Here is a 26,586-nt window from a genome sequence, read left to right on the forward strand (position 1 = left end):
TCGTCAAACGCCAAGGAGCCGGGATGCCTTTTCTGCCGCTGCTGCTCGTTCTCGCCGACCCCATGCCGGGCCCGCTCAAATCGTTCGGCGACTGGGCGGTCGCGTGCGACAACCAGCATCGCTGCGAGATGACCTCGCTCATCCCAGAGGATGGCGACAATGTGCCCGCAGACGGGCAGGGCTATGAGGATTTCAGCTTCTCGATCGTGCGCGATCCCGGGCCGGCGGGCGCGCTGACGATAGTGGTCGAGCCCTATGGCGAGGTGACCGGCAAGGTGTCGCTGCGCATCGACGGCAAGGTGCTGGCGAGCGGGACCCTGCTCGCCAGCAAGGATCTGCGGATCAGCGGCGCGCCCGCCGCGGCGATCGTCGCGGCGATGGTGCAGGGGCGCGACATGACGATCAACGACGCCAAGGGCGACCGGATCGGCCGCGCCTCGCTCGCGGGCTCGTCGGCGGCGATGCGATTCATCGACGCCGACCAGGGCCGCGCGGGCACCGTCACCGCGCTTGTCGCGCGGGGAACCAAGCCCGCGAGCAGCGTGCCCGCCGCGATGACCGGGCCGGTGGTGCGCTATGTCCGCCCCGCCGGCACGCCGATGAAGATCACCCCGGCGCTGCGCAAGGCGATGGACGGCGCCACAGGATGCGACGACAATTATGAAGGCGGCGAGGGCGATCCCCCCGCGGTCGACGCGTTCGCGATCGGCGGGGGCAAGACGCTGGCGCTGCTGCCGTGCGGGAGCGGCGCCTATAATTATTCGAGCGTCCCCTTCATCCTCGCGCCCGGCGCCAAGCCGGTGATCGCCGGTTTCGATTTCCCGCCGGGCTTGACCTCGAGCGAGGATGGCGAACCCACCCTCGTCAATGCCAGCTTCGACGCCAAGACCGCGACGCTCTCCAGCTATTCCAAGGGCCGGGGCATCGGCGATTGCGGCGCGGCCGAGGATTATGTGTGGGACGGCACCAAGTTCCGGCTGATCGCGGCGCGCGCGATGGGTGAGTGCCGCGGCTCGATCAACTGGCTTACCATCTATCGCGCCGGCGCGCTGGCCAAATAGGATTTCGACTTGATGATGTTCTGGAGAATGCTGGCGCTTGCGGCGTCGCTCATGCTGACGGCCGCCGCCCCCGCGCCCGGACAGGAGAAGCTGTTCGGCAATTGGGCGGTGGTCTGCGACAATGTGAAGCGTTGCGAGGCGACCGCCTTGATGCCCGAAAGCTGGAGCGGCGACGAGGCGCCAGGACTCGACATTGCGCGCGACGCGGGGCCCGCGGGCGCGGTGACGGTCGCGATCAGTCCGATCCGGGAGGTGCCCGGGATCATCGACATATTGATCGACCGCCACATGGTCGGATCGGGCACAATGCGCGACGGCAGCATCCATCTGACCGGCGGCACCGCAGAGGGGATCGCCCGGGCGTTCGCCACCGCGCGCCAGCTGACGCTGCGCTCGCACGGCAAGATCATCGCGACGATCTCGCTCACCGGCTCGTCGGCCGCCTTGCGCTATATCGATGCCGAGCAGGGCCGCGCGGGCGGGGTGACGGCGTTGGTGGCACGCGGGCCCAAGAGCGCCGTGCTGGTGCCGGCCGCGGCAGCGTTGCCCAAGGTGCCGGCAATGCGGCCCGGGCGGGGCAAGGCGGCGACGCTTCCGGCGGCGCAACTCACCGCGCTCAGGACCCAGGCGGGGTGCGACGGGCCGATGCCCGAGGGATGGGAGCCCGAGTTCGACCGGCTCGACGGGCGTTCGACCTTGCTCCTCCTGCCCTGCGGCATGGGCGCCTATCAGGGCTGGGCGGCCATCTATGTGCTGACCGACGGCAAGGCCGTGGCCGCGCAGTTCGACTTCGGCATCGAGAGCGATCGGGATCCGGTGCCGACGCTGACCGAGGCCGAATGGGACGCGGGGAACGGCTCGCTGAACAGCCATGCCAAGGGCCGGGGCCTGGGCGATTGCGGCATCAGCCGGGAATGGGTCTGGGATGGCAGCCGCTTCCGCATGACCCTGTTCAACGGGCTCGATGCCTGCCGCCTTTCGGGCAACTGGATGACCCGCTACCGCGCCCAGCCGGTGTACAAATAGCTCAGGGCGCCGTTCGAATCGGCTGGGCTTCGCACAGGATCAGCGCAAACCAGTCCCGGGGATCGGTCCACTCCGCGATCGGGGTCCAGCCGCCGGCGCGGAGCAGCTGACGGGCGCCGTTGGGACCGTATTTATGGCTGTTCTCAGTGTGGATCGTCTCGCCGGCGTGCATCCCGAAGGGGCGGCCATCGACGTCGAAGCTGACGTCGCGAAGTGCCTCGAGATGCATTTCGATGCGCGCGGCGTCAGGGTTCCAGATCGCGCGATGGGCGAAGGCGTCGAGGGGGATGGTGCCGTCGAGCTCGCGGTTGATGCGTTCGAGCAGGTTGAGGTTGAACGCGGCGGTAACGCCCTGCGCGTCGTCATAGGCCGGGATCAGGATCTCGGGCGACTTGATCCGGTCCATCCCGATCAGCAGCCGTGCGCCCTCGCCGAGCCAGCTCCGCATCGCGCGGAGCAGGCCGACCGCGTGCCAGGCGTTCATGTTGCCGATGGTCGAGCCGGGGAAGAAGCCGAGCTTGGGCAGCCCCTCGACCTGTAGCGGCAGCGGCACGGGGCGGAGAAAATCGGCCTCGACCGGATAGACCGGGAGGCCGGGGAACGCCTGCCCCAGATCGCGCGCCGACTGGCGGAGGAAATCGCCCGAAATGTCGATCGGCACATAGGCGGAGGGATTGATCGCGCGCAGCAGGATCGGGGTCTTGGTGGAGGAGCCCGAACCGAACTCGACCACCGCGGCATTGTCCGCGGCGAGCGCGCCGAGTTCGGGGCTGACGCGCTCGAGCAACGCGGTTTCGGTGCGGGTGGGATAATATTCGGGCAAGTCGGTGATCGCCTCGAACAGCTCCGAGCCGCGGCGATCGTAGAACCAGCGCGCGGGAATGGCGCGCGGACGCGCCGCCAGCCCGTTCAGGACATCGGCGCGGAAGGCGGGATCGGCGAGCGAGGACTGGCCGTCTTCGAGTTCCTGCTTGAGCATCACAGATCCTTCGCCAGCCGCACGCCGGTGAATTGCCAGCGCTGGTGCGGGTAGAAGAAGTTACGGTAGCTGGGGCGCAAATGGTTTCGCGGGGTGGCGCAGCTGCCGCCGCGCAGTACGAACTGCCCGCTCATGAACTTGCCATTATACTCGCCGACCGCGCCCTTAGCCGTCTTGAAACCCGGATAAGGGCGGTAGGCGCTGCCGGTCCATTCCCAGACATCGCCGAAAAAGGCCGGGCCCTCCGCCGCGGGGCGCGGCTCGACCGGGCCGGGGCCATCGAGCTGGTTGCCGCCGAGCGAGTCATGGCCCGCCGCGGCGGCTTCCCATTCGGCCTCGGTCGGCAGGCGCGCGCCGGCCCAGGCGGCATAGGCATCGGCCTCGAAGAAGCTGACATGCGTCACCGGCGCTGCGGGATCGATCGGGCGGCGGCCGTCGAGCCCGAAGCGGGTCCATATTCCCCCCAGCCGCTCCCAATAGAGCGGGGCATGGATGCCGTTCGCCTTGACCCAGGCCCAGCCGTCGCTGAGCCAGTGGCTTGGGGTCGCATAGCCGCCATCGGCGATGAAGGCCGCCCATTCGCCATTGGTGACGGTGCGGTCGGCGATGGCGTGCGGGGTGAGCAGCGTCCGGTGGCGAGGGCCTTCGCAGTCGAAGACGAAACTTGACGCGGAAACTGGCGAAGTTGGGGCGGAACAGCCGATTTCCACGAGTCCGATATGGCCTTCCAGCCAGCCGATCGGGCCCGGCATCGCGACCGGGACCTTCGGGTCGCCGGGCCAAAGCGCTGGCTGCAAAGGATTTTGTGCGAAGAGGTGGAGGATGTCGGTGAGCAGCAGCTCCTGATGCTGCTCTTCATGGTGACAGCCGAGCTGCACCAAAGTTTGCGCCTCACCCGGGAGATCGGCGAGAACATCCAGCAAGGTGATGTCGATCGCCTCGCGATAGCGCAGGATTTCGGCGAGCGACGGACGCGTCAGCATCCCGCGCATCGGGCGCGCATGGCGCTCGCCCTCGGCCTCGTAATAGCTGTTGAACAGGAACGGCCAACGCGTGTCGAACAGGGCATAGCCGGGGACGAAATCGCGCAGCACGAAGGTTTCGAAGAACCAGCTCGTGTGCGCGAGATGCCATTTCGCGGGCGAGGCGTCGTCCATCGACTGGACGCTGGCATCGGCATCCGAAAGCGGGCGCACGAGCTCGCGGCTCAGCGCGCGCACCCGGGCGAAGCGCTCGGCGAGCGCGGAGACAGCGGGGGCCGACTCTGTTCTCATTATGTTCTCCATATCGGCTGCGAAACCCTGTTCGTCAACCGCCGGAAGATTCAAATATAGGTCAGCGCGAGCCGCCGGGAACCCATAGAACCTCGCCTGCTCCGTTTTGGTTCACCGCGCGCGCCGCGACGAACAGGAAATCCGACAGGCGATTCAAATAGATGAGCACATCGCCGCGCGCTTCCGCGACGACCGCCGACCGTTCGGCGCGCCGCGCGATCGCGCGGGCGAGATGGAGCGCGGCGGCGCCGGGCTCGCCCGCGGGGAGGACGAAGCTCTTGAGCGGCGCGAGCGCGCCGTTCATCCGGTCGATCGACGCCTCGAGCCATTCGGCCTGGCCCGGGGTGACGCGCAGCGCATAGCTCTGGTCGCCGTCAAGGGGGGTGGCCAGATCGGCGCCGAGATCGAACAGGTCGTTCTGGATGCGGGCAAGCATTTCATCGAAACTGTCCGACCCGGCGAAATGGATGCGCGCGACCCCGATCGCCGAATTGCATTCGTCGACATCGCCGATCGCCGCCATCAGCGGATCGGCCTTCGACACGCGCGATCCGTCGACGAGCCCGGTGGTGCCGTCGTCGCCGGTGCGGGTGTATATCTTGTTGAGCTTGACCACCGCCTAGCGATTGGCGCCGGCGGCGAAGAGCAGCAGCGCAATCACCAGCACCGCGCCGAGCTGGAAATAGATGCGGTACCACATCAGCTTGTTCGACCTGAGCGCGCGCTCGCTGGGGCCCTCGCCTTCGCTCTCGGCCTCGCCCCTGACCGACTTGGTCATGTTGATGAGGCCCATGATCAGGGTCACGAAGGTCGCGATCATCAGCGCGACGATGAGCAGGACGGCGAACAGGGTCATGAAGGACATCTAGTCCTTTGCGAGGGCGATTCCAACGGGGAGCTGGCCGGCGCGCAGGCGATCGGCGAGCGCGCGGCCATCCTCGCCCGCGAGGCGCATCGCCTCGAGCGTGGGCGCGCCGTGGCGCTTGGCGAGGCGGCTGCCGTCGGCGGCGGCGAGCAGGGCGTGGTGGCGGTATTCGGGGGTGGCGAGATCGAGGAGATGCTGGAGGAGGCGATGGACATGCGTCGCCTCGAACAGGTCCCTGCCACGGACGACATGGGTGACGTGCTGCGCGGCGTCGTCGAGGGTGACGGCGAGGTGATAGGAGGCGGGAGCGTCCTTGCGGGCGAGGACGACATCGTCGTGGAGGTGGGGGGTGGCGGATTGCCAGCCGGCAAAGGCGTCGTGCCACCAAAGTCCCTCTCCCCCTGGGGGAGAGGGAGGGAGCGGCGGAGCCGCGGAAGGGTGAGGGCTTGTGGGACTCAGGCCCTCACCCTTCCCACTCGCTTCGCGAGCGGGCCCCTTCCCTCTTCCCTTCAGGGAGAGGGAGTTTAGGGCGCCTGCCACATCCAGCCGCCAGCAATGCGGCTTGCTCAGGTCCGGCGCTTCCAGCCCCCGGCACGTCCCCGGATAGGCCGCCCCTTCCGCCCCATGCGGCGCGCTCAGGCTCGCCGCGATGTCGGCCCTCGTGCAGAAGCAGGGGTAGAGCAGGCCCATCGCCTTCAGCCCGCCGAGGGCGGCGTCGTAAAGCGCGAGGCGTTCGGACTGGAAGACGACGTCGCCGTCCCACGCCAGCCCCAGCCATTCGAGGTCCGCCAGGATCGCCGCCACATGCTCGGGCCGCGAGCGCGTGCCGTCGATATCCTCGATCCGCAGCAGGAAGGCGCCGCCATGCGCGCGGGCGAAGTCGTGCGCCTGGATCGCCGACCAGGCATGACCCAGGTGCAGCCGCCCCGTCGGACTTGGCGCGAATCGCGTAGTGACTCTCATGAAACTGGCCCTTGACCGCGAGTCGCGCGCTGTGCTGTCATGACAGCGTCACGCTTCCTGGCGAAAGGCGGACACACGCAAATGGGGCGAGGGAGCGCATGTATCATCCCGATCTGATCCGCCATCCGGACAGCTGTCCCGCGCTCGTTCTCAATGCCGACTATACTCCGCTGAGCTATTATCCGTTGAGCGTCTGGCCCTGGCAGACCGCGGTCAAGGCCTTGTTCCTCGAGCGCGTCGATGTAGTGAACTTCTACGAACGCGAAATCCGAAGTCCCAGCGCGAGGCTGAAGCTTCCTTCGGTCATCGCGCTCAAACAATATGTGAAGCCCTCTCAATTCCCTGCCTTTACCCGGTTCAACCTCTTCCTCCGCGACAAATTTTGCTGCCAATATTGCGGCTCTCCCAAGGACCTGACCTTCGATCATGTCATCCCGCGGGCGCAAGGCGGGCGCACCACCTGGGAAAATGTCGCCACTGCCTGCGCGCCGTGCAACCTGAAGAAGGGCGGGCGCACGCCCCGGCAAGCCGCGATGCCGCTCCACGTCGAGCCGATCCGCCCGACCAGCTGGCAGCTCCAGGACCATGGCCGCCGCTTCCCGCCGAACCATCTCCACGAGACCTGGCGCGACTGGCTCTATTGGGACGTCGAACTGGAGGCCTAGCCCGCGCGAAGCGCGATCTCCTCTTCCTTTGCGTCTTCGTGCCTTTGCGGAATCAAATTTCTTTTCCGCGAAGACGCAAAGACGCGAAGAGGAAGAAAGATTCTTGCGCCTTCGGCGCGGGTTGGGGCTAAGTTCGCCCGAAATTCCGGGAGCGGAGCATGAGCGGATTCCAGGTCGATCGTAGGAGGGCGCTGGCGCTGTCGCTGGGGAGCGCGGCGGCGCTTGCGGTGCCCGGCTGGGCGTGGGCGGCCGATCTCGGCGAGGCGGAGATCGACGCGATCGTGCAGCCCTTCATGGACGCGTTCGAGACGCCGGGGATCGCGGTGGCGATCGTGCGGCCGGGCAGACCAGCCTTCGTCAAGGGCTATGGCGTGCGGACGCTCGGCAAGCCGGCGCCGGTCGATGTCCATACGCGGTTCGGCATCGCCTCGCACAGCAAGGCCTTCACCGCCGCCGCGCTGGCGCTGCTGGTCGACGAGGGGAAGCTCGGCTGGGAAGATCCGGTGGTGAAGCATCTGCCCGAATTCCGGATGTACGACCCCGCGGTCACCGCGATGATGACGGTGCGCGACCTGCTGGTGCATCGCAGCGGACTGCCGCTCGGCGCGGGGGACCTGATGTTCTTCCCGACGAGCAGCCATGTCGCCGGGGACGTGCTCAAGGCACTGCCCTATCTCAAGCCGGTGCGCGGATTCCGTGCGGGCTATGATTACGACAATATCCTGTATCTCGTCGCGGGCGTGCTGACCGAGCGCGTCGCGGGGATGAGCTGGCAGCAGTTCGTCGCGGCGCGGCTGATGGCGCCGCTCGGGATGGACGATGCAGTGCCCTCGCGTTCGTGGCTCAAGACCGACAATGTCGCGGGGCGCCACGCGCGGCTCGGGCCGCCGGTGCGCGGGATCGGCAAGCTCGAGCTGGTCCAGCCCGACGAGGGGCCGATGGTCGACGCGGCGGGCGGGATCAACGCCAGCGTGACCGACATGGCGAAATGGCTGCAGGTCCAGCTCGCGGGGGGCAAGCTGCCCGACGGCAAGCCGCTCTGGTCGCCGGCGCAGGCCAAGGAGATGTGGGCGCCGCAGACGATCACCGCGTCGAGCGACGGGCCGACCGCTGACAATCCGACCCGGGCGATCCTCCAGGCCTATGCTTTGGGCTGGTTCGTGCAGGACTATCGCGGCCTCAGGATGATCCAGCATAGCGGCGGGCTTTCGGGGCAGGTGACCTATTCGGGGTTGTTGCCGTCGCGGGGCATCGGCGTGTCGGTGTTCAGCAATGTCGAGGAGGGCGTCTCCTCGGCGATCCGCAACGCGATCCTCGACCGGCTGATCGACGCGCCCGCATTCGACTGGGTCGCGGCGTACCGGACGCGCGTGCAGAATGCGCAGAAGGAGGCGCTGGCCTCGGTGAGCGGGGGCGTGGACACCGCACCCGCGGGCGGCCCCACGCTGCCGCTCGCAGCCTATACGGGGCGCTATCGCGATCCCTGGTATGGCGATGTCGTGGTGAGCGCGAAATCGGGCAAGCTCTGGATCGACTTCACCCCGACCCCGGTGTTCAAGAGCGTGCTCGATCCCTGGGGGCCCGACACGTTCCGCACCCGCTTCGCCAAGGATGCGGGGGAAGATGCCGTGGTGACCTTCAAGGTGGCGAACGGGGCGGTCACGGGGATCACGATGAAGGCGCTCTCGCCGCTCGCCGACTTCAGCTATGACTATCAGCATCTCGATTTCGTGCCGGTGCGCTGACGCCCCTACGCCGAACGCCCGAATTGGCGCGACCAGCGGAGCAGGCTAGGATTGCGGGAACGGGGCCGGTGTGTATTATTCACACAACACAGTAGTTTGAGCGCGGATGGCGAACGACGACGATTTTGAACGGCGCTTTCCGCTGCGGAGACCCCCTCCGGAGGCGGAGCCCGCGCCGCGTCCGGCGGCGTCGCAGGGCTGGACCGCGAAGAGCCAGTCGCGGATCAAGGATCTGCTCGATACGCTCGAGCTGAGCGGCGGCCTTCCGCCGCCCAATGCACGCACCGAAGCGCCGCGCCAGCGCGCCGCGTCGCCGCCCCCACCCCCGCCGCCGCTCGAATTGGCCGAGCCAGTGGCGGCGGGGCCCTATACCAGCAACCTGCCCGTCCTCTATCGCCCGAGCCTGTGGAAATGGGTGGGGCGCGGGCTGGGGGCGTTCACCTTCCTCTTCATCCTCGCGGTCGGCTGGCTGGCGCTCACCGCGCCGCTGTCCAAGTCGCTCCAGCCGCCCGCGCCGCCCTCGATCGAGCTGCGATCTGCCGAAGGGACGCCGATCGCGCGGCGGGGCGCGGTGATCGGCGAACCGATCAAGCCGGACGAGCTGCGCAAGCTGCCCGACTATGTCCGCAACGCCTTTGTCGCGATCGAGGACCGGCGCTTCTACAGCCATTGGGGGGTCGATCCGCGCGGGATCACGCGCGCGCTGGTCAACAATGTCAGCGGCGGCGGGCGCTCGCAGGGCGGCAGCACGATCACCCAGCAGCTCGCCAAGAACGCCTTTCTCAACGCCGACCGCACCGCGACACGCAAGTTTCAGGAGGTGCTGATCGCCTTCTGGCTCGAGGCGTGGCTGACCAAGGACGATATTCTCTCGCGCTATCTCAGCTACGTCTATTTCGGCGACAATGTGTATGGGCTGCGCGCCGCCGCGCAGCATTATTTCAGCTGCACGCCCGACAAGTTGACGATCAGCCAGGCGACGATGCTCGCGGGGCTGGTGCAGGCGCCGAGCCGGCTCGCGCCCACCGGCAATCTGAGAGGGGCGCAGGCGCGGCAGAAGCTGGTGATCGCGGCGATGGTCGATAGCGGGCTGCTCGGCAAGGCGGAGGCGAGCGAAATCCGGCTCGCGACGCTGAAGCTCGACCGCGTCAAGCAGCTGCCCAACGGAGGCTATTTCGCCGATTGGGTGCTGCCCCAGGCGCGCGACCGCGCGGGCGAGATCGCGACCCAGCAGGTCGTCGAGACCACGCTCGAGATCAAGGCGCAGCGCGCGGCCGAGCGCGCGGTGCGCAATGCCGGGCTGCGCAGGTCGCAGATCGCGCTCGTCGCGATGCATCCCGACGGGCGCGTGGTCGCGATGGTGGGCGGGACCAACTATGCCGCCAGCCCCTTCAACCGCGCTACCCAAGCGCGGCGCCAGCCGGGATCGACCTTCAAGCTGTTCGTCTATCTCGCGGCGCTGCGCGACGGGATGACGCCGGACACGATCGTCCAGGATACGCCCGTCAGCTTCGGCGGCTGGTCGCCCGAGAACCATAATGGCAAATATTCGGGGCCGATCACGCTGCGCCAGGCCTTTGCCAAATCGAGCAACGTGGTCGCGGCGCGGCTGACGCGCGAGCTGGGCGTCGCGGCGGTCACGCGCGAGGCGCGCAACCTCGGCATCTCGACGCCGATCGGCAACGATGCGGCGATCGCGCTGGGCACCTCGACCGGCTCGCTGCTCGAGATCACCGCCGCCTATGCCTCGATCGCTGCGGGCACATATCCGGTGCGGCCGCGCGGCCTGTTCGACACGGACGATCAGGGCTGGTTCGGCGCGCCGAGCAAATTCGACCGGCGGACGCTGACGGCGATGCAATCGATGCTCCAGTCGGTGGTCGAATCGGGGACGGGCACGGGGGCCCGGCTCTCGATCGACGTCTTCGGCAAGACCGGGACGACGCAGGACAATCGCGACGCCTTGTTCATCGGCTATGCCGGCGATCTGGTGGTCGGCGTGTGGGTGGGCAATGACGACAATTCACCCAGCCCGGGGCTTGCGGGAAGCGGGCTGCCGGTGCGGGTGTGGCGCGACTTCATGACGAGCGCGCTCAACGTGCCCGTCGCGCGCGAACCCGCGCCGGTGGAGAATCTGATCGACGATAATGGCTCGGTCGGGCTCGACGATGTGCCCGAGCTGATCTCCAAGGCGCTGGGCGACGGCAAGGTGGAGACCGAGGTCGAGACCGACGGGCCGCCGGACGCGCCCAGCCCCGACGCGCCGCGCCGCCGCGAGGACGCGACCGTGCCGCAGGGGCCGCGGATCGAGACCCGGGTCGAGCGGCCACCGTCTCGTCCCAAGACCAACGAGGGCAATTAGGCGCGGTTGACCTTGGCGCGCGAGCGCCGCAAGGGCTCCGCATGCGCTTCTTCTCGGACAATGCGGCTGCGGTCTGCCCCCAGGTGCTCGACGCGCTGGCGCGGGCGAACCATGTCGATACCGCCTATGACGGCGATGCGCTGAGCCAGTCGCTCGACGCGGCTTTCTCGGACGTGTTCGAAACGAACGTGCGCGCGCTCTGGCTGCCCACCGGCACCTCGGCGAACAGCCTTGCGCTCGCCGCGCTCTGCCCGCCCTATGGCGGTGTGGTGTGCCACCGTCATGCGCACATCCAGGTCGACGAATGCGGGGCGCCGGTCTTCTATACCGGGGGCGCGACCCTGCTGCTCGGCGAGGGGCCGGGGGCGAAGCTGACCCCGCAAGCGATCGGCGATGCGGTTTCGGGAATCCGGCCCGATGTCCACCAGGTCCAGCCGCACGCCGTCTCGATCACCAACGCCACCGAATATGGGCTGGCCTATACGCCCGCCGAGGTCGGCGCGATCGGCGAGCTGTGCCGCGAGCGTGGCTGGGGGCTGCACATGGACGGCGCGCGCTTCGCCAATGCGGTGGCGCATCTGGGCGCCTCGCCCGCCGAGGTGACGTGGCGCGCGGGGGTCGATGCGCTGAGCTTCGGCTTCGTCAAGAACGGGGGCATGAGCGCCGAGGCGCTGGTGTTCTTCAAGCCCGAGCTTGCCGCCGCCACGCTGATCCGCCGCAAGCGCGCGGGGCTGCTCTTCTCCAAGGGCCGCTATCTCGCGGCGCAGCTGCTGGCGATGCTGAAGGACGATCTGTGGCTCGCCAATGCGCGCGCAGCCAATGCTGGCGCGGCGCTGCTGGCGCGCGCGGCGGGGGACCGGCTGGTCTTCCCGGTCGAGGCGAACGAGGTGTTCCTGAGGCTCAGCGCCGGCGAGGCCGCGAGCCTGCGCACGCTCGGTTTCGATTTCTACGACTGGGGCGTCGGCGAGGCGCGGCTGGTGATCAGCTGGGACCAGAGCGAGGACGCGATCCGGCCGCTGGCCGAAGCGATCGCGGCGTTGTGAGTTTCAACACCGCCCCCCGCTCCACGCGCCTTTCGGTCCTGATCCCCTTCGCGATCGTGACGTTGATCTGGGGATCGACCTGGCTCGTCATCAAGGACCAGCTCCACACCGTGCCACCGAGCTGGTCGGTGACCTATCGCTTCATCGTCGCGGGCATCGCGATGCTGGTCTGGGCAGCGATGCGCAAGGAGCGGCTGGGGCTCGACGCGCGCGGGATGCTGTTCGCGGCGGCGCTGGGGGTCACCCAGTTCGTGCTCAACTACAACCTCGTCTATGTCTCCGAGCAGTACATCACCTCGGGGGTGGTGGCAGTCGTCTATGCGCTGCTGCTGGTGCCCAATGCGATCCTCGCGCGCATCTTCCTGGGGCAGAGGATGGGCGCTCAGCTGACGGTCGGATCGGCGATCGCGATCGCGGGCGTCGCGCTGCTGTTCGTGCACGAGGCGCGGCTCGACGGGGCGGAGACGCATGACGTGGTGCTGGGCATTGCGATCGCGTTCGGCGGCGTGCTCTTCGCCTCGATCGCGAACGTGATGCAGGCGACACGGACCTCCAAGGCCTATCCGATGGCGACGATGCTCGGCTGGGCGATGCTGCTGGGGGCGGCGCTCGACGGGGCCTGGTCGCTCGCGACGGTGGGGGCGCCGGTGATCGAGTGGCGCCTCGGCTATTGGGCCGGCATCCTCTATCTGGGGGTGCTTGGATCGGCGGTCGCGTTCAACCTCTATTTCAAGCTGATCCAGGCGATCGGGCCCGCCAAGGCGGCTTATACCGGCGTGGCGATCCCGGTGATCGCGATGATCCTGTCGACCCTGTTCGAGGGCTATCGCTGGTCGTGGATCGCCGCGGGCGGGACCGTGCTGGTGGTAGCGGGGCTGGTCGTCGCGCTGAGGGCGCGCAGGCCCAACCGGTAATTGGCGTAGCGCGGCCGCCAGCCGAGCAGCCGCTTCGCCTTGAGGTTCGAGACGCGGCGGTTCTCGCCATAGAAGGCGCGGGCCTTGGCAGAGAGTTGCGCCTCGTCCAGTGCGACGAGCGGCGGCGGTACGCGACCGAGCAGGCGGCAGGCATGGGCGATGACCTCGGCCTGCGGCGCGGGTTCGTCGTCGGCGAGGTTATAGGCGCCCGGAGGGCCGTCCAGGCCGGCGATCACGCCCGCGACGATATCATCGACATGGATGCGGCTGAAGACCTGGCCCGGCGCGTGGACGCGGAATTCGGGGATGCGGTCGAGCGCCGAGCGGCCGGGGCCGTAGATTCCGGGCAAGCGGAAAACGCGCGCGCCGAGCGCGAGCCACCCGGCATCGGCTTGCGCGCGCGCGGCGCGGCGCCCCGTGCCGATGGGGGCGGTTTCGTCGACCCATGCGCCTTCCGTGTCGCCATAGACGCCCGTCGAGGAGAGATAGCCGAGCCATGCCCCGGTGCGGGCGAGGGCGGCGCCATAGGCTTCGAGGACGGGATCGGTGTCGCCATCGGGCGGGATCGAGGAGAGGATATGGGTCGCGGCGGCGAGATCGGGCTCACGGCCCGTGAAGCTTTCGCGCGTGGTGCCCGAGACGATCCAGCCCCGCGCCTCCAGCGCGGTGGCGAGGCGGGTGGCGGTGTAGCCGAGGCCGAAGACGAAGAGACGCATCCCCGGCTCCTTACGTCATCCCGGCGAAAGCCGGGACCCAGCTTCTTCTTGGTGCCCTGATGGCTTTGTGTGAGCAAAAATGACTCACACAAAGACGCAAAGCCACGAAGAGAAGAAGGCTTAGCTGGGTCCCGGCTTTCGCCGGGATGACGGATATGGAAAAGGCCGAGGTCACCCCCGGCCTTCTCGATTTGATCGTCGGATCGGAGTCTATTTCGCTCCGTAGCCGTCGAACAGCACGCCGAAGAAATCGCCCTTGTTCCAGCTCGGGCGCTGGTCGGCATCGGCGATGATGCGCGCCACGCCGTAATTGATCCGCACGAACTTGGCGGCCGAATCCCAATTGAAGGGCAGGTCGATCTGGTCCGACGGCTTGTGGTAATTATTGTCGAGGAAATATTTCTGCGCCGCGGCCCCGGGGCCGCCCGGGCCGGTATCGATCGACACCGAAGGGATACCCGACTGGACGAAGCTGTAATGGTCCGAGCGGACGAAGAAATTCTCCTCCGGGGTCGGATCGGGGACGACCTTCAGCCCCTCGCCCGCCGCGACCTGCGCGACCACCGGGCCGATGCTCGACCGCTCGCCGCCCTGCACCACCAGATCCTCGACCGCATAGGTGAGGATCGGCATGTCGAGATTGACGTCCGCGACGATCTTCTCCTTCGGCACGGTCGGGTTGTGCGCGTAATAGGAGGAGCCGATCAGCCCCTTCTCCTCGGCGGTGAGCGACAGGAAGATGATCGTGCGGCGCGGGCGCTTGCCCGAGCGCTGGAACATGCGCGCGACCTGGAGGATCGAGGCCGATCCCACCGCATTGTCCATCGCGCCGTTATAGATGCTGTCGCCACCCACCGCCTCGCCGACGCCGACATGATCGAGGTGCGCCGAGAGGATGACATATTGGTCCTTGAGCACGGGATCCGACCCCTCGAGCACGGCGACGACATTGTGGCTCTTGGTGAAGCGGTTGCGGGTCTTGCTGACCGCGTCCATCGTCACCCCGAGCGCGCCGGTGGGGATCTTCGCGCCCTTCTTGTCGGCGGCGAGGACATCGGCCCATTTGATCTTCGAGCCCGCGAACAGCTTCTCCGCGCCCGCCCAGCTGACATAGGCAAAGACCGGGGCGGCCGGCGACACGTCGAACGCCTTGCCGTCGGGGCTGGCCCAGGTGGTGCGCTCATAGGCCCAATAGGGAACGATCCGGTCGAAGGCGTAATCCTCGTGGGTCTGGTTCGATTCGATCGTGACCACGCCGACCGCGCCGCGGGCCGCGGCGAAGCGCGCCTTCTGGTCGTCGTCCCCCAGATGCGCCGCGACCTCGGTCGGGAAGCCCTTGGGCACGCCCGGCAGGAAGGCGACGACCTTGCCGCGCACGTCGAGCCCCTTGTAATCGTCGCGCTTGCCTTCGGGATAGACGATCCCATAGCCGACAAACACGACCTGGCCCGAGGCCTTGAACTCGGGGCTGCTCGGCACCGGGCTCGACAGGAAATCCTTGCCATAGGCCATCGGGATCAGCGTCTTGCCGCGGGTCAGCGCCATCGTGCCGTCGCGCGTCGGGCGATAGGAGACGAGGCTGACCGGCTGGAACCAGCTGCCGTTCGCGCCGCCGGGCTTGAGCCCTGCGGCCATATATTGGCTGGCCATGAAATCCGCCGCGACATCGAAATCGCGCGTCCCCGCCTCGCGCCCGCGCATCGAATCCGCCGAGAGGAACTGGACGGTCGATTTGAGCTCGGTCTGCTCGGGGGTGAGGGGGGCGACCTGTGCCTGCGCGGCGAAAGGCGCCAACAGCAGCAGGGGAAGAAGCAACAATCTACGCAGCATCAGGCGCCTCTCGTAAAGAACACGCGGGCGGCGATGGCCGCCCGCGCGGGAAGAAGAAGGACATCGGGAGCTTATTTCGCCCCCGGCCCTCCATAGAGCGTACCGAAGAAGTCACCCTTGTTCCAGAGCGGCCGCACGTCCGCATCGGCGATCTCGCGCGCGATCCGATAATTGACCTCGATGAAGCGCACGCCCGATTCCCAATCGATCGGCGGAGTCTGGACGAGCTCGTCCGAGGGCCTGTGGTAGTTGTTGGCGAGGAAGGCCTCCACCGCCGCCTTGCCCGGCCCGCCCTCGCCCGGCCACAGGAAGACCGAGGGGATGCCCTGCTGGACGAAGCGGTAATGGTCCGAGCGGACGAACAGCCCCTCATCCGGAAGCGGATCGGGCGAGATCGTCACCCCGATCCCCTTCGCCGCGCGCTCGACGATCGGGCCGAGGGTGGTGCGCGGCGCGCCGAACACGATGATGTCGGTGAATTTGTAGGTGATGATCGGCATGTCGAGATTGACGTTGGCGACCAGATTCGCCTTGGGCACCGTCGGGTTGTGCGCGAAATAATCGGCGCCGACGAGGCCCTTCTCCTCGGCGGTGACCGCGAGGAACAGGATCGAGCGGCGCGGCGCCTTGCCCGAGGCCTTGAAGCGCTTGGCCTCCTCGATCAGCGTGGCGATGCCGACGGCATTGTCCATCGCGCCATTGTTGATCGTGTCGCCCTTCGCATTGGGACGGCCGACGCCGATATGATCGAGATGCGCCGAGAGCACGACGACTTCCTTCGCGAGCGTGGGATCGCTGCCCGGGATCATGCCGGCGACATTGTAGCTGGTGACCGGCGTCGTCTCGGTCTTGAGGCTGACGCTGAGTGTGGCCGGAAGGACTTCGGCCTTGAACTTGGCGGCGTCATCCTCGGCAAGCTTGGCGACGGTCGCCCAGGGGGTCCTGGAGCCCGCGAACAGCTTCTCGGCGGCGACCATCGAGATGCTGCCGAGCGCCGGCGTGCCCTCGGCGGCGAAGAAGCCGGTGCCGTCGGCATGCGCCCAGGTCATGCGGACCCGGTCCCAGCCTTGGGGACTGAAGGGGCGGGCCTTGGCCGCGGCCGGGGTTTCGATCGTGATGAAGCCGATCGCCCCATGCGCCCTGGCGATCGACGCCTTGGTGGTCGGCGAACCGAAATGCGCGCGCTCCTCGCCCGGGAAGCTCTTGGGCGCGCCGCCGAAAAAGGCGACGATCTTGCCGCGGACATCGACGCCCTTGTAGTCGTCGCGGCCGAGCGTGGGGGCGGTGAGGCCATAGCCGACGAACACGACCTGCGCGCTGACATTGGTCTCGGCCCTGGTCGGATCGGCGCTGGGGAGATATTCGGTGCCGAAGGTCAGCGCGACCGGCGCCGCGTTCTTGCCCTTTGGGGTGAGCGTGAAGCTGCCCTGGCTGACCGGCTTATAGGCGAGCAGCGGCACCTTCTGGAGATAGGAGCCGTCATCGCCCGCCGGACGCAGCCCCGCGGCATAGAATTGCGACGCCACATATTGCGCGGCGATGTTGAACTCGGGCGACCCGGCGTCGCGGCCGCGCATCTCGTCCGAGGCGAGGAACATGACGTGCGCCTTCATCGCCGCCTGATCGGCGGGAAGCTCGGCATTGAGGATGCTGTTCTTCTGGACGGGCGAGAGGTCTGCGGTCTGCGCGAAGGCAGTGGAGGCGAGCGCCATCATGGCGAGCGGTGCGGCGATAAATCGAAGCATATGGAAGGCCCCTGGGGTTTTAGCGTGGCGCTTGGGTAGCACGCAGGTTCGCGACCGCAACCTTCGATTCGCAATGTCCGCTCAGGGGCCGGGGCGTTTTCCGGTAGCGATGTGCGGCGTTGGTTCTATATCGCCTTGATCATGGCAGATATTCAGACCGCGACCCAGGCTCCCACGGTCACACGGCGCGAGGATTATCGCGAACCCGATTGGCTGGTGAGCGAGATCGACCTCGATTTCGAACTCGATCCGGCCAGCACGCGGGTGAAGGCCACGCTGCGGGTCGCGCGCAACGGCGAACATGACCGGCCGCTGCGGCTCGACGGCGACGGGCTGGCCGCGCTTTCGGTCAGCGTCGATGGCGCCGCCGCCGACTGGTCGATGGACGGATCCGACCTGGTGATCCCGCTGGCCGGCGCCGCGCACAGCATCGAGACCGAGGTGGCGATCGCCCCCGAGCGCAACACCCAGCTCCAGGGGCTCTATGCCTCGGGCGGGATGCTGTGCACCCAGTGCGAGGCCGAGGGCTTCCGCCGCATCACCTTCTTCCCCGACCGGCCCGACGTGCTGACTAGGTACAAGGTGCGGATGACTGCGGACAAGGCGCGCTTCCCGGTGCTGCTCGCGAATGGCGATCCGGTCGGCCAGGGCGATCTGGGCGACGGCAGGCACTGGGCCGAGTGGCACGATCCCTTCCCCAAGCCGAGCTATCTCTTCGCACTGGTCGCGGGCGATCTCGTCGCCAATCGCGGGACCTTCACGACGATGGGCGGGCGCGAGGTGCAGCTCGGCATCTGGGTGCGCGCGCCCGATCTGGCCAAGACCGACCATGCGCTCGCCGCGCTCAAGCTTAGCATGGCGTGGGACGAAAAAGTCTATGGCCGCGAATATGATCTCGACGTGTTCAACATCGTCGCGGTCGATGATTTCAACTTCGGCGCGATGGAGAATAAGGGGCTGAACGTCTTCAACAGCCGCTACATCCTCGCTGACCCCGATACCGCCACCGATTTCGATTATGACGCGATCGCCGCGGTGGTGGCGCACGAATATTTCCATAACTGGTCGGGCAACCGGGTGACGTGCCGCGACTGGTTCCAGCTCTCGCTGAAAGAGGGTTTCACGGTCTTCCGCGACCAGAGCTTTTCGGGCGACCAGGGCAGCAAGGCGGTCAAAAGGATCGAGGACGTGCGGGCGCTGCGTGCCTCGCAATTCCCCGAGGATGCGGGGCCGCTGGCGCATCCGGTGCGCCCCGACGCCTATATCGAGATCTCCAACTTCTATACCGCGACGATCTACAACAAGGGCGCTGAGGTCATCCGGATGATGGCCACCATCCTGGGCCCCGAGAAATTCCGCGCAGCGACCGATCTGTATTTCGATCGCTTCGACGGCACCGCCGCGACCTGCGAGGACTTTGTCCGTTGCATGGAGGAAGCGGGCGGGGTGGACCTGACCCAGTTCCGGCGCTGGTACAGCCAGGCGGGCACGCCGCGCGTCACCGCGAATTTGAAGCACGACGCGGGGGCACAGCGCGCGACGCTGACGCTCAAGCAGAAGGTGCCGCCGACCCCCGGCCAGAGCGACAAGGCGCCGATGGTGCTGCCGCTCAAGCTGCGCCTGTTCGGCGAGGCGGGCGCGGTGACCGACGAGCAATTGGTGCTGTTGAGCGAGCCGGTGGCCGAGCTGCAGTTCGAGGGTGTGGCGGCCAGGCCGGTGCTCTCGATCAACCGCGGCTTCTCTTCCCCGATCATCGTCGAGACCGACCGGACCGCGGCCGATCTCGCCTTCCTCTCGGCGCATGACGACGACCCCTTCGCGCGCTACGAGGCGATGCAGCAGCTGATGCTCGATACGCTGGTGAAGGCGGTGAATGGCGGCGCCGCGGACCATGGCCCGGTGATCGAGGCGGTGCGCAACACGCTGACCGACGCCGCGCTCGACCGCAGCTTCATCGCCGAGGCCGTGCTGCTGCCGTCGGACAGTTTCATCGGCGACCAGATGGCGGTGGTCGATCCCGAGGCGATCTTCACCGCGCGCGAGGCGCTGCGCCACGCACTGGGCAAGAGCCTCGAGGCGGAGTGGCGCGCGGCCTATGCCGCGGTACGCGCAAACCGGTTCGAATATTCGCCCGCCGGCAAGGGCGCGCGGCGGATCAAGAATGTCGCGCTCGGCTATCTCGCCGCAAGCGGCGCGGCGGATGCGGCGGACATGGCCTTCGCCCAGTTCGAAGACGCCGACAACATGACCGACCGGCAGGGCGCGCTCGGCACGCTCGTCAACGGCAATTCGGAGAAGCGCTCGGCGGCGATCCAGGGCTTTTACCAGCGCTATGCCGACAATGCGCTGGTGCTCGACAAATGGTTCCAGACCCAGGCACTGTCGACCCGCGAGGATACGGCCGAGTCGGTCGAGGCGCTGGCGGGACACCGCGATTTCACGCTGGCCAACCCCAATCGGGCGCGCTCCCTGGTCGGCGCGTTCAGCGTCAACCAGCGGGCGTTCCATCACCCCTCGGGCCGCGGCTACCGCTTCCTCGCCGACCAGCTGATCGCGCTCGACAAGCTCAACCCGCAGACCGCGGCGAAGCTGGTCCCGCCGCTCGGCCGCTGGAAGCGCTTCGATGCCGAGCGGGCGGCGAAGATGCGCGCGGAACTGGAACGGATCGTCGCGACGCCGGGGCTGAGCAAGGATATGTTCGAACAGGCGACGAAGAGTTTGGACTGACGGACAGTGATGTTCGCATCTCCGACATGTCAGCGATACGTGTTATCATTTTCTACTTTTTTTAACATGTTATCGCTGATATGTATGCGCATTGTCGAAACGCAAACATGAACGCCCGATGCTCAAAGCAACCTACGCCATTCCCGATCTTCCCCCAAAGGGCGAATTGGAGACGGGCGCAGTGTTACGCGCGACAGTAAGGGCGCACCGGCATCTTGCGGAGCTGAAGGGGCGCGCGAGTAGCATCCCCAATCAGGGAATATTGATCGACACGTTATCGCTGCAGGAGGCGAAGGCCAGTTCAGAAATTGAGAACATCGTTACGACGCAGAGCGAGCTTTTCCAGACCAGCTTGTTTCCGGAAAATCCAGCTTCAGCGGCGGCGAAGGAGGTGGCATTATACCGCGACGCGTTGAAGCTTGGACTTGATCGAATGCGGGAGCAGCAGGGCCTCCTCACGAATAACACGATCGTCGCGATGTTTCAGATCCTAAAGCGCACCGACGGGGGCTTTCGCGAAACCCCGGGAACCGCACTCAAGAACGAAAGCAGCGGGGAGCTCGTTTATATTCCGCCGCAGGACGGTGCTGTGGTCCGCGATCTCATGGGGCGCCTCGAAGCGTTCATCAACAATGACGATGCGTGCGATCTCGATCCGCTGGTCAAGATGGCGATCATCCACCATCAGTTCGAGAGCATTCATCCCTTCCCCGACGGAAACGGACGAATCGGCCGGATCGTCAACGTCCTCTATTTGACGCGACAACACCTGCTCGACATCCCGATCCTCTATCTCAGCCGCTTCATCACCGCGAAAAAGAGCGAATATTACAGGCTGCTGCAAATCGTGCGCGATCGGGGCGATTGGGAAGCGTGGCTGATCTACATGCTCTCCGCGGTAGCGGACACATCGATCGAGACGCTAAGACTGGTGGAGAACATCCGGATCCTGATGGCGGACTACAAGAACCGGATACGCACCGAGCATCGCCGGGTTTATTCGCAGGACCTACTCAACAGCCTGTTCCGGCACCCATATACACGCATCGAATATATCCAGCGCGAGCTTGGTGTGACGCGCCAGACGGCGGCGAGCTATCTCGACGAACTCGCGCAGGCCGGCCTGCTCTCCAAGCATCGGCTGGGTAAGCATAACTATTATATCAACGACCCGCTCGCGGCGCTGTTTCTGGACCCCACCTAGGCCATCACGTTCCGCCCCCGCGTCACCGTCGCGGTGTGGCCCACGCTCGCGCCCGGGTCGCTCTTCGTCACCGTGTCCACGAACACCCAGTCGTTGCTCGCCTTTTCGGGGGTGAGCGTCAGCGCCATGTAGCCCCGGCGCGAGGTGTCGCACCATTTGAGTTCGGGGTTCCTCGCGACCAAAGCTGCGGCAATCACCTTGGGGTCCGCCGCGAACGTCGCCTCGAAGCCGGCCGAGGTCACGCCCTGCCCCGCGAACTCGACACCCGCGGGCTTGCCGTCCTGGCCCAGGTCGAACGCCCAGCCATTGTGGCTGTCGCCGCAGACCACGACGAGGTTCGCCGCCGCCGCCTGCGCCGATTTGAGGAAGCGCGCGCGGGCGGCGGGGTAACCGCCCCAATTGTCCATGTTGAAGGGCAAGCCGGCCTTGGCGAGCGCCTCGCCGGCGACAACGCGGTCGCGCGCATATTTGGGCGCGTCGGGGCTGAGCCAGGCGAGCGCGCCATTGGGGCTCAGCGTGGTGCCCATGATCGTGCCGAAGCCGGTCACCTGCCAGTGCGTGCCTGCGCGGACCGAGGCGGCGAGCGCAGCCGAAAGCCACGCCTCCTGCGCCGATCCGAGCATCGTGCGGGAAGAATCGCGCCATTCACCGTCGCGGAAGGCGATCATCGCGGCGGCGGGGTTGGCGGCCTTGAAGAAATCGCCGGGGTCGGTCGGGCGCGAGCGGGCGAGCGCGCGGCTTTCGGTGCGGAAGAAGGTGGCGAGGCCGCCGATCTGATAGGCCTTCCACGGCTCGTCCGAGACCGGCATCCATTCGTGCCACGCCTGCTCGGCGGCGAGGCGGCGGGTCATCCAGTCGCCTTCGTCGGCCTGATGGTTCTGCGCGCCGCCCTCCCAGGTGTCGTTGGCATATTCGTGGTCGTCGGTCTGGACGAGCATCGGAAGTGCTGCATGGAGCGCCTGGCAATCGGGGTCCGAGCGGTAGCTGGCGTAGCGCAGGCGGTAATCGGCGAGGTGGAGACATTCGGCGAGCGGCTGGGGCAGGCGCGCGGCGATACTGGCCGTTTCGTTGGGGTACACGTTGGGGGCGTATTCGTAGATGTAATCGCCGAGATGCACCGCGAGATCGAGATCGGTGCGGCGCGCGGCGTGGCCATAGGCGTTGAACCAGCCGAAGGCGAGGTTCGAACAGGAGAAGATCGCCATTTTGTACGAGGCCGCGCGGCTGCCGGGCAGCGTTTTGGTGCGCCCGACCGGCGAAAAGCTGCCATCGGGGGCGACGAAGCGGTAGAAATAGCGCGTGCCGGGCTTGAGGCCGGCGACGGTGATCTTGGCGGTGTGGTCGCGCCACGGGCCGGTGACGGTCTCGCCCCCCAAGGCTTTTGTGAAATCGCTGGTTTCGGAGACTTCGACGCGGACCTTCGCCTCGCCGCCGCCGGGCGGCACGTAGCGCGTCCAGAACAGCATCGAATCCTGCCCCGGCTCGCCGCTCGCGACGCCGTGGGTGAAGCCGCCCGCCGCATCGGCGAGCATCGCGCGTGCGAAGCCCGGGATCGTCAGCGCGCCGATGCCGAGCGTTCCGGTGAGGACGAAGGTGCGGCGATCGATGCGAAGCGTCATGACAGTCTCTCCCTGGCACCGCCCTGCCCGCATCTGATGGCGAGTTCGTGACAGCGGCCGGCACCATGGCTAAGCGCCGCTTGTTTCCATCACAACACCGGATTGCCGTGTTCGACCGTCTCGCCCGCCTGCCCCGCTGGATCCAGCTGCTGATCGCGGCGCTGATCGCCCGCGCGGTGACCTTCGGCAGCCCGCTGCTCCATGTCGACGAAGAATTCTATTTCGTCACCGCGCAGCGCATGGTCGCGGGGGCGATGCCCTATGTCGATATATGGGACCGCAAGCCGGTGGGGCTGTTCCTGCTCTACATGCCGGCCGCCGCTTTGGGCGTACCGCTGGGGATCTGGGCCTATCAGGCGATGGCGCTGGCATCCGTGACCGGGACCGCGACGCTGATCGCACGGATGGCGGACAAAGCGGGGTTCGGGCGCGGGGCGCTTGCCGGCGCGATCCTCTATATCCTCTGCCTCAATTTCGGCGACGGGCAGGGCGGGCAGGCGCCGGTCTTCTACAATCTCTTCGTGGCGGGCGCCTTCGCTTTGGTGCTGCCGGCGCCGGAAGACCGCGCGGGCGATTGGCGGCGGATGGCGCGCGGCGTGCTCGCGCTGCTGCTGGTCGGGCTGGCGATGCAGGTTAAATATACCGTGCTGTTCGAGGGGATGTTCCTCGGGCTGTGGCTGATGTGGCGCGAGTGGCGGCTGGGGTCGGGACTGGCGAAGGTCGCCGCCTATGGCGCGGCGATGGTCGCGGCGGCGGTGGCGCCCACCGCGGCGGCCTGGGCCTGGTTCGTGGCGGCGGGACATGGCGACGCCTTTGTCTATGCCAATTTCACTTCGATCCTCGCGCGGCGGAGCGAGCCCTGGTTCCGGCTGCTCGGCGCGGCGCTCAAGGCGGCGCTGATCCTTGCACCCCTGCTGATCCTTGCGGGCTTCTCACGCCATACCCGGGTGGAGGGCGACCGGAAGCCGGTGCGCGACCTGATGTTCGGCTGGCTGATCGCGGCGGTCGGCGGGTTCGCGATCTTCGGGTCATGGTTCAACCATTATACGCTGCCGGTGATGGTGCCCGCTGCCATCTGCGCCGCGGGGGCGCTCGGCAGCCACGAACGCGGGCGCAGATGGGCGAAGACGATCGTCATCGCCGTGTTCGTGATCGGCCAGGCGGTGCTGATCAGCAACGCCTGGTTTCGCGGCAATGCCCGCCAGCTCGAGGCGCTCGCCGGGGCGATCGGGCATGGGCCGGGCTGCCTCTATGTCTATTCGGGCACGAGCATGATCTACGGCTATACCGGGCGCTGCGCGGTGACGGCGTGGATCTTTCCCAGCCATATCGCACGCGAACGCGAGAATGGCGCGCTGGGGACCGACCAGCTCGAGGAGGTCGACCGCATCTTCGCGCGCCGCCCGCAGTTCGTGGTGATGCGGCCGCCCTTTATCGGCGAGCGGATCGAGGCGCGCGATCGGGTGAGCGCGCATCTCAAGGCCGACGGCTACAGGCTCAAGGGACGCTGGCCGATCGGCGACCAGATGCTGAGCGTCTACGAAGCGCGCGCGAGCGGCGCGGTCTCGCCGCGCTTGGCGGCAACCAGCTCCGAATAATAGGCCATCAGGTCGATCGCATGGTCGCGGTCGGTGCGCACCTTGCCCGCAGCGTGGCGGGCGGCGGCGCGCAGGAAGCCCTGCTCGCGCGTGAACATGCGATGGATCGCCGCCGACGCCGAGCGCGGATCGCGCGCGCGATAGGTCTCGGCGAACAGCGGATCGGCGATCTCGGCGCAGCCGCCCTCGTCGGGGACGATCAGCGGCAGCCCCGAGGCGAGCGCCTCCGACGCGACCAGCCCGAACGGCTCGGTATCCGAACCGTGGATCAGCGCGTCGCAGCTGGCGATGATCCGCGACAGCCGCTTGCGGTCATAAACCGGGCGGAACATGCGGATATGCGGGCTGCCCGCCACCCGCGCCTCGAGCTTGCGGCGCTGCATCCCGTCGCCGAGCATGATGAGGCCGACCGGCATGTCCGCCCCCGCCGCCTCGACCGCATCGATCACCAGCGGCCAGCGCTTCTCGGGATGGTGCCGCCCGAGCCCGAGCAGCAAATGCCCAGTGGGCGGCAGCCCGCACTGGGCGAGCAAGGCCGCGCGGAGCTTCTCGTCGCGCAGATCGGGGGAGAAATCGCTGCGCTCGATCCCCAGCGCCATCTCGGCATGGACGGTCAGCCCGCGGCGGCGGAAGCGCTTGGCGAGCGCCGGGCCGTTGGTGACGAAGGCGTCGTAATGCTCGAGGAAGCGCGCCATGTAGCGCGTGTACCAGCCGAACGCGCGCTCGACCTGATCGTGGGTCGAGATGCCGTCGAGCCAGCGCTGCGGATAGGCGGCGAGATGGTCGTTGTGCGCGAAATGGACCTTGACCGCGTCGCCCTGCCAATGCGCGACCGACCAGGCCGACATGTGCGGGCAGCTATTCTCGACCACGTCGGGCTGGAGCTGATCGAGGATGCGCTGGATGCCGATCTCGTCGACGAAGATCGAATAGTTGCGGTCGACGATCAGCCGCGGCGATTTGAGCCAGTGGATCGCGCCGCCGCCCGGCCGCTCTTCGACATAGGTCCGGTCGCCCGGCGCGACCACGATCAGCTCATGGCCCAGATCGGCCATGATCCCCATCTTGCGGTCGAGATAGGTGCGTACCCCGCCGCCGGTGGGCGAATAATATTCGTTGACGTCGACGACGCGCATCAGTCGAGCCCCGCCTGGCGGGTGCCGCGGATGCTGCGGATCAGCGATTGCACGCCGAACGCGGCGATCAGTGCGATATGCGAGAGCAGGGTCAGCGCCGCGATCAGCGCGAGCAGCTCGGTCACCGATGCGCCCGATCCGCCGAGCAGGATCGCGAGCATCGGGGTCACGCCCTCCTTCATCGGGATGAAGGGCACGCGCGAGGCGAGCATGCGCAGCGCCGCATAGAAGAGCCAGGTGCCGACCGAGACCTCGGGCAGCGCGAAATGCCAGGCGAGCGCGACGAACAGGGTGCCGCTGGCGAGCCGCGCCATATGGAGCCCGAACACGCCCCACAGCTCGGACCGGGTCAGCGAGAAGACGCGCTTCGAGAAGAGGAAGAAGGGCAGGCTCATCGCGATCATCAGCGCCGCCGACGCGGTAATGGTGCCGGGATTCACTACATCCTTGGGCAGCATCCCCATGAACGGGATCACCAGCAGGATCAGGATCAGCGTGAAGGTGTTGCCCGCGATCGCCGACTGGATCGTCACGTCCTTGACCGCGCCGAAGGGCGCCGCGACCATCTGGGTCCGCTGCCGCGCCCAGGCATAGAAATAGGCCTCGCCCGAGTAGCCGACCAGCACCTCGTTCGCGATTCGTTTCTTGTGCAGCGCAACCATTCCGTCGAGCGGAATGCCCCAGAGCCGCCGGAAGATCAGGTAATCGAACGTCGGCGGACCAAGATAAAACAGCGCAAAAGCGATGTAGAAAAGCGGATTGGTTGGTATTTTATGTTGCAATCCAGCCAATCCGGACCCGAATAGCTCGCGCCCGAGCGCGGCCACCATCAACAGGCTCAGCACCGCGCCGAGGATCGTCGGCCAGCGCCGCTTGATCCGCTCGATCGGCTCCAAACCCGCGAGATCGGGCGCATTTGCGAGCGCCGTGCCAAGCACCGGCGTCAGCGAGGCTTCGGGACCTGTTCCGCTCACTTAGAAAAATTCCGCATCCGAAATGAAACTTTCGCGCAACAAACTTCGTTGAACTACGTACAAACCCCTAGAAAGGGATGCATCCGGCTGGTGACAGCCGAATGCGGTTTCTTCGGGGGGCGATTTGGGCATCAGAAAGG

Annotated in this window: 21 protein-coding genes; 10 read left to right on the forward strand and 11 right to left on the reverse strand. The window is 67.1% G+C overall.

Annotated elements, in window-relative coordinates; all coding sequences use genetic code 11:
* Positions 1-23: 23 nt before the first annotated feature.
* Together OF829_RS03835 and OF829_RS03840 are read left to right on the forward strand one after the other, a co-directional pair.
* The gene (locus tag OF829_RS03835; RefSeq protein WP_264938623.1) at positions 24-1,061 is read left to right on the forward strand and encodes a DUF1176 domain-containing protein; all 1,038 of its coding nucleotides are present in this window, start codon (positions 24-26) and stop codon (positions 1,059-1,061) included.
* A 12-nt stretch (positions 1,062-1,073) separates the two neighbouring features.
* A complete protein-coding gene (locus tag OF829_RS03840) occupies positions 1,074-2,087 on the forward strand; it encodes a DUF1176 domain-containing protein (protein WP_264938624.1) in 1,014 nt (337 codons plus the stop codon).
* A 1-nt stretch (position 2,088) separates the two neighbouring features.
* Here the strand turns inward: OF829_RS03840 and egtD are convergent, their stop codons facing one another.
* From egtD to OF829_RS03865, 5 genes are all read right to left on the reverse strand, one after another.
* Positions 2,089-3,066 (reverse strand): L-histidine N(alpha)-methyltransferase, encoded by a 978-nt coding sequence (egtD, locus tag OF829_RS03845; RefSeq protein ID WP_264938625.1) that lies wholly within the window; start codon positions 3,064-3,066, stop codon positions 2,089-2,091.
* Positions 3,066-4,340 carry an ergothioneine biosynthesis protein EgtB gene (gene egtB, locus OF829_RS03850; protein WP_264938626.1) on the reverse strand — a complete coding sequence of 425 codons (1,275 nt, stop codon included), beginning with the start codon at positions 4,338-4,340 and terminating at the stop codon, positions 3,066-3,068. Before egtB ends, egtD begins: the two co-directional genes overlap by 1 nt.
* Positions 4,341-4,401: 61 nt before the next feature.
* Positions 4,402-4,956, reverse strand: a complete 555-nt coding sequence (locus OF829_RS03855; RefSeq protein ID WP_264938627.1) for a cob(I)yrinic acid a,c-diamide adenosyltransferase — start codon at positions 4,954-4,956, stop codon at positions 4,402-4,404.
* A 3-nt stretch (positions 4,957-4,959) separates the two neighbouring features.
* Complete coding sequence (locus OF829_RS03860) at positions 4,960-5,196, reverse strand: twin transmembrane helix small protein (protein ID WP_264938628.1); 237 nt, start codon at positions 5,194-5,196, stop codon at positions 4,960-4,962.
* A gap of 9 nt (positions 5,197-5,205) precedes the next feature.
* Positions 5,206-6,168 (reverse strand): glutamyl-Q tRNA(Asp) synthetase, encoded by a 963-nt coding sequence (locus tag OF829_RS03865; RefSeq protein WP_264938629.1) that lies wholly within the window; start codon positions 6,166-6,168, stop codon positions 5,206-5,208.
* Between the two features lie 98 nt (positions 6,169-6,266).
* On the opposite strand from OF829_RS03865, the gene OF829_RS03870 reads away from it, so the two are divergent.
* The 5 genes from OF829_RS03870 (at position 6,267) to OF829_RS03890 (ending at position 12,897) form a co-directional block, all read left to right on the forward strand.
* Positions 6,267-6,833, forward strand: coding sequence for an HNH endonuclease (locus OF829_RS03870; protein ID WP_264938630.1), 567 nt, complete (start codon positions 6,267-6,269; stop codon positions 6,831-6,833).
* A gap of 158 nt (positions 6,834-6,991) precedes the next feature.
* Entirely contained in the window at positions 6,992-8,578 is a 1,587-nt protein-coding gene (locus tag OF829_RS03875; RefSeq protein WP_264938631.1) for a serine hydrolase, read from the forward strand.
* Between the two features lie 106 nt (positions 8,579-8,684).
* The gene (locus OF829_RS03880; RefSeq protein WP_264938632.1) at positions 8,685-10,940 is read left to right on the forward strand and encodes a transglycosylase domain-containing protein; all 2,256 of its coding nucleotides are present in this window, start codon (positions 8,685-8,687) and stop codon (positions 10,938-10,940) included.
* Between the two features lie 41 nt (positions 10,941-10,981).
* Positions 10,982-11,983: a threonine aldolase family protein gene (locus tag OF829_RS03885; protein ID WP_264938633.1), complete on the forward strand. Its 1,002-nt coding sequence runs from the start codon at positions 10,982-10,984 to the stop codon at positions 11,981-11,983.
* Positions 11,984-12,039: 56 nt separating this feature from the next.
* Complete coding sequence (locus tag OF829_RS03890; RefSeq protein WP_406701394.1) at positions 12,040-12,897, forward strand: DMT family transporter; 858 nt, start codon at positions 12,040-12,042, stop codon at positions 12,895-12,897.
* On the opposite strand, the gene OF829_RS03895 is transcribed toward OF829_RS03890, so the two are convergent.
* The 3 genes from OF829_RS03895 to OF829_RS03905 form a co-directional block, all read right to left on the reverse strand.
* Positions 12,807-13,613 (reverse strand): Rossmann-fold NAD(P)-binding domain-containing protein, encoded by an 807-nt coding sequence (locus tag OF829_RS03895; RefSeq protein WP_264938634.1) that lies wholly within the window; start codon positions 13,611-13,613, stop codon positions 12,807-12,809. The genes OF829_RS03890 and OF829_RS03895 overlap by 91 nt on opposite strands.
* 210 nt (positions 13,614-13,823) lie before the next feature.
* Positions 13,824-15,443 (reverse strand): M28 family metallopeptidase, encoded by a 1,620-nt coding sequence (locus tag OF829_RS03900; RefSeq protein WP_264938635.1) that lies wholly within the window; start codon positions 15,441-15,443, stop codon positions 13,824-13,826.
* Positions 15,444-15,514: 71 nt separating this feature from the next.
* The gene (locus tag OF829_RS03905; protein WP_264938636.1) at positions 15,515-17,188 is read right to left on the reverse strand and encodes a M28 family metallopeptidase; all 1,674 of its coding nucleotides are present in this window, start codon (positions 17,186-17,188) and stop codon (positions 15,515-15,517) included.
* A gap of 141 nt (positions 17,189-17,329) precedes the next feature.
* On the opposite strand from OF829_RS03905, the gene pepN reads away from it, so the two are divergent.
* Positions 17,330-19,915 carry an aminopeptidase N gene (gene pepN, locus OF829_RS03910; RefSeq protein ID WP_264938637.1) on the forward strand — a complete coding sequence of 862 codons (2,586 nt, stop codon included), beginning with the start codon at positions 17,330-17,332 and terminating at the stop codon, positions 19,913-19,915.
* A 118-nt stretch (positions 19,916-20,033) separates the two neighbouring features.
* Positions 20,034-21,119, forward strand: a complete 1,086-nt coding sequence (locus OF829_RS03915; RefSeq protein WP_264938638.1) for a Fic family protein — start codon at positions 20,034-20,036, stop codon at positions 21,117-21,119.
* On the opposite strand, the gene OF829_RS03920 is transcribed toward OF829_RS03915, so the two are convergent.
* Entirely contained in the window at positions 21,116-22,738 is a 1,623-nt protein-coding gene (locus OF829_RS03920; RefSeq protein WP_264938639.1) for an alkaline phosphatase D family protein, read from the reverse strand. The two genes, OF829_RS03915 and OF829_RS03920, sit on opposite strands and share 4 nt — an antisense overlap.
* Before the next feature lie 107 nt (positions 22,739-22,845).
* On the opposite strand from OF829_RS03920, the gene OF829_RS03925 reads away from it, so the two are divergent.
* Complete coding sequence (locus tag OF829_RS03925; protein WP_264938640.1) at positions 22,846-24,336, forward strand: hypothetical protein; 1,491 nt, start codon at positions 22,846-22,848, stop codon at positions 24,334-24,336.
* On the opposite strand, the gene OF829_RS03930 is transcribed toward OF829_RS03925, so the two are convergent.
* Both OF829_RS03930 and OF829_RS03935 read right to left on the reverse strand, forming a co-directional pair.
* A complete protein-coding gene (locus OF829_RS03930) occupies positions 24,276-25,472 on the reverse strand; it encodes a glycosyltransferase (protein ID WP_264938641.1) in 1,197 nt (398 codons plus the stop codon). The two genes, OF829_RS03925 and OF829_RS03930, sit on opposite strands and share 61 nt — an antisense overlap.
* Positions 25,472-26,446 (reverse strand): hypothetical protein, encoded by a 975-nt coding sequence (locus OF829_RS03935; RefSeq protein WP_264938642.1) that lies wholly within the window; start codon positions 26,444-26,446, stop codon positions 25,472-25,474. Before OF829_RS03935 ends, OF829_RS03930 begins: the two co-directional genes overlap by 1 nt.
* Positions 26,447-26,586: the final 140 nt, after the last annotated feature.

Source organism: Sphingomonas caeni (assembly GCF_026013415.1).
In the GTDB taxonomy this organism is placed as follows: domain Bacteria; phylum Pseudomonadota; class Alphaproteobacteria; order Sphingomonadales; family Sphingomonadaceae; genus Sphingomonas; species Sphingomonas caeni.

Bases quoted from the DNA above. Each gene is read 5' to 3' on its own strand.
- OF829_RS03875 (WP_264938631.1), top strand. From the start codon at position 6,992: ATGAGCGGATTCCAGGTCGATCGTAGGAGGGCGCTGGCGCTGTCGCTG.
- OF829_RS03870 (WP_264938630.1), top strand. From the start codon at position 6,267: ATGTATCATCCCGATCTGATCCGCCATCCGGACAGCTGTCCCGCGCTC.
- egtB (WP_264938626.1), bottom strand. From the start codon at position 4,340: ATGAGAACAGAGTCGGCCCCCGCTGTCTCCGCGCTCGCCGAGCGCTTC.
- OF829_RS03900 (WP_264938635.1), bottom strand. From the start codon at position 15,443: ATGCTGCGTAGATTGTTGCTTCTTCCCCTGCTGCTGTTGGCGCCTTTC.
- OF829_RS03895 (WP_264938634.1), bottom strand. From the start codon at position 13,613: ATGCGTCTCTTCGTCTTCGGCCTCGGCTACACCGCCACCCGCCTCGCC.
- OF829_RS03885 (WP_264938633.1), top strand. From the start codon at position 10,982: ATGCGCTTCTTCTCGGACAATGCGGCTGCGGTCTGCCCCCAGGTGCTC.
- OF829_RS03880 (WP_264938632.1), top strand. From the start codon at position 8,685: ATGGCGAACGACGACGATTTTGAACGGCGCTTTCCGCTGCGGAGACCC.
- pepN (WP_264938637.1), top strand. From the start codon at position 17,330: ATGGCAGATATTCAGACCGCGACCCAGGCTCCCACGGTCACACGGCGC.
- OF829_RS03835 (WP_264938623.1), top strand. From the start codon at position 24: ATGCCTTTTCTGCCGCTGCTGCTCGTTCTCGCCGACCCCATGCCGGGC.
- egtD (WP_264938625.1), bottom strand. From the start codon at position 3,066: ATGCTCAAGCAGGAACTCGAAGACGGCCAGTCCTCGCTCGCCGATCCC.
- OF829_RS03840 (WP_264938624.1), top strand. From the start codon at position 1,074: ATGATGTTCTGGAGAATGCTGGCGCTTGCGGCGTCGCTCATGCTGACG.
- OF829_RS03930 (WP_264938641.1), bottom strand. From the start codon at position 25,472: ATGCGCGTCGTCGACGTCAACGAATATTATTCGCCCACCGGCGGCGGG.
- OF829_RS03920 (WP_264938639.1), bottom strand. From the start codon at position 22,738: ATGACGCTTCGCATCGATCGCCGCACCTTCGTCCTCACCGGAACGCTC.
- OF829_RS03865 (WP_264938629.1), bottom strand. From the start codon at position 6,168: ATGAGAGTCACTACGCGATTCGCGCCAAGTCCGACGGGGCGGCTGCAC.
- OF829_RS03905 (WP_264938636.1), bottom strand. From the start codon at position 17,188: ATGCTTCGATTTATCGCCGCACCGCTCGCCATGATGGCGCTCGCCTCC.
- OF829_RS03860 (WP_264938628.1), bottom strand. From the start codon at position 5,196: ATGACCCTGTTCGCCGTCCTGCTCATCGTCGCGCTGATGATCGCGACC.
- OF829_RS03915 (WP_264938638.1), top strand. From the start codon at position 20,034: ATGCTCAAAGCAACCTACGCCATTCCCGATCTTCCCCCAAAGGGCGAA.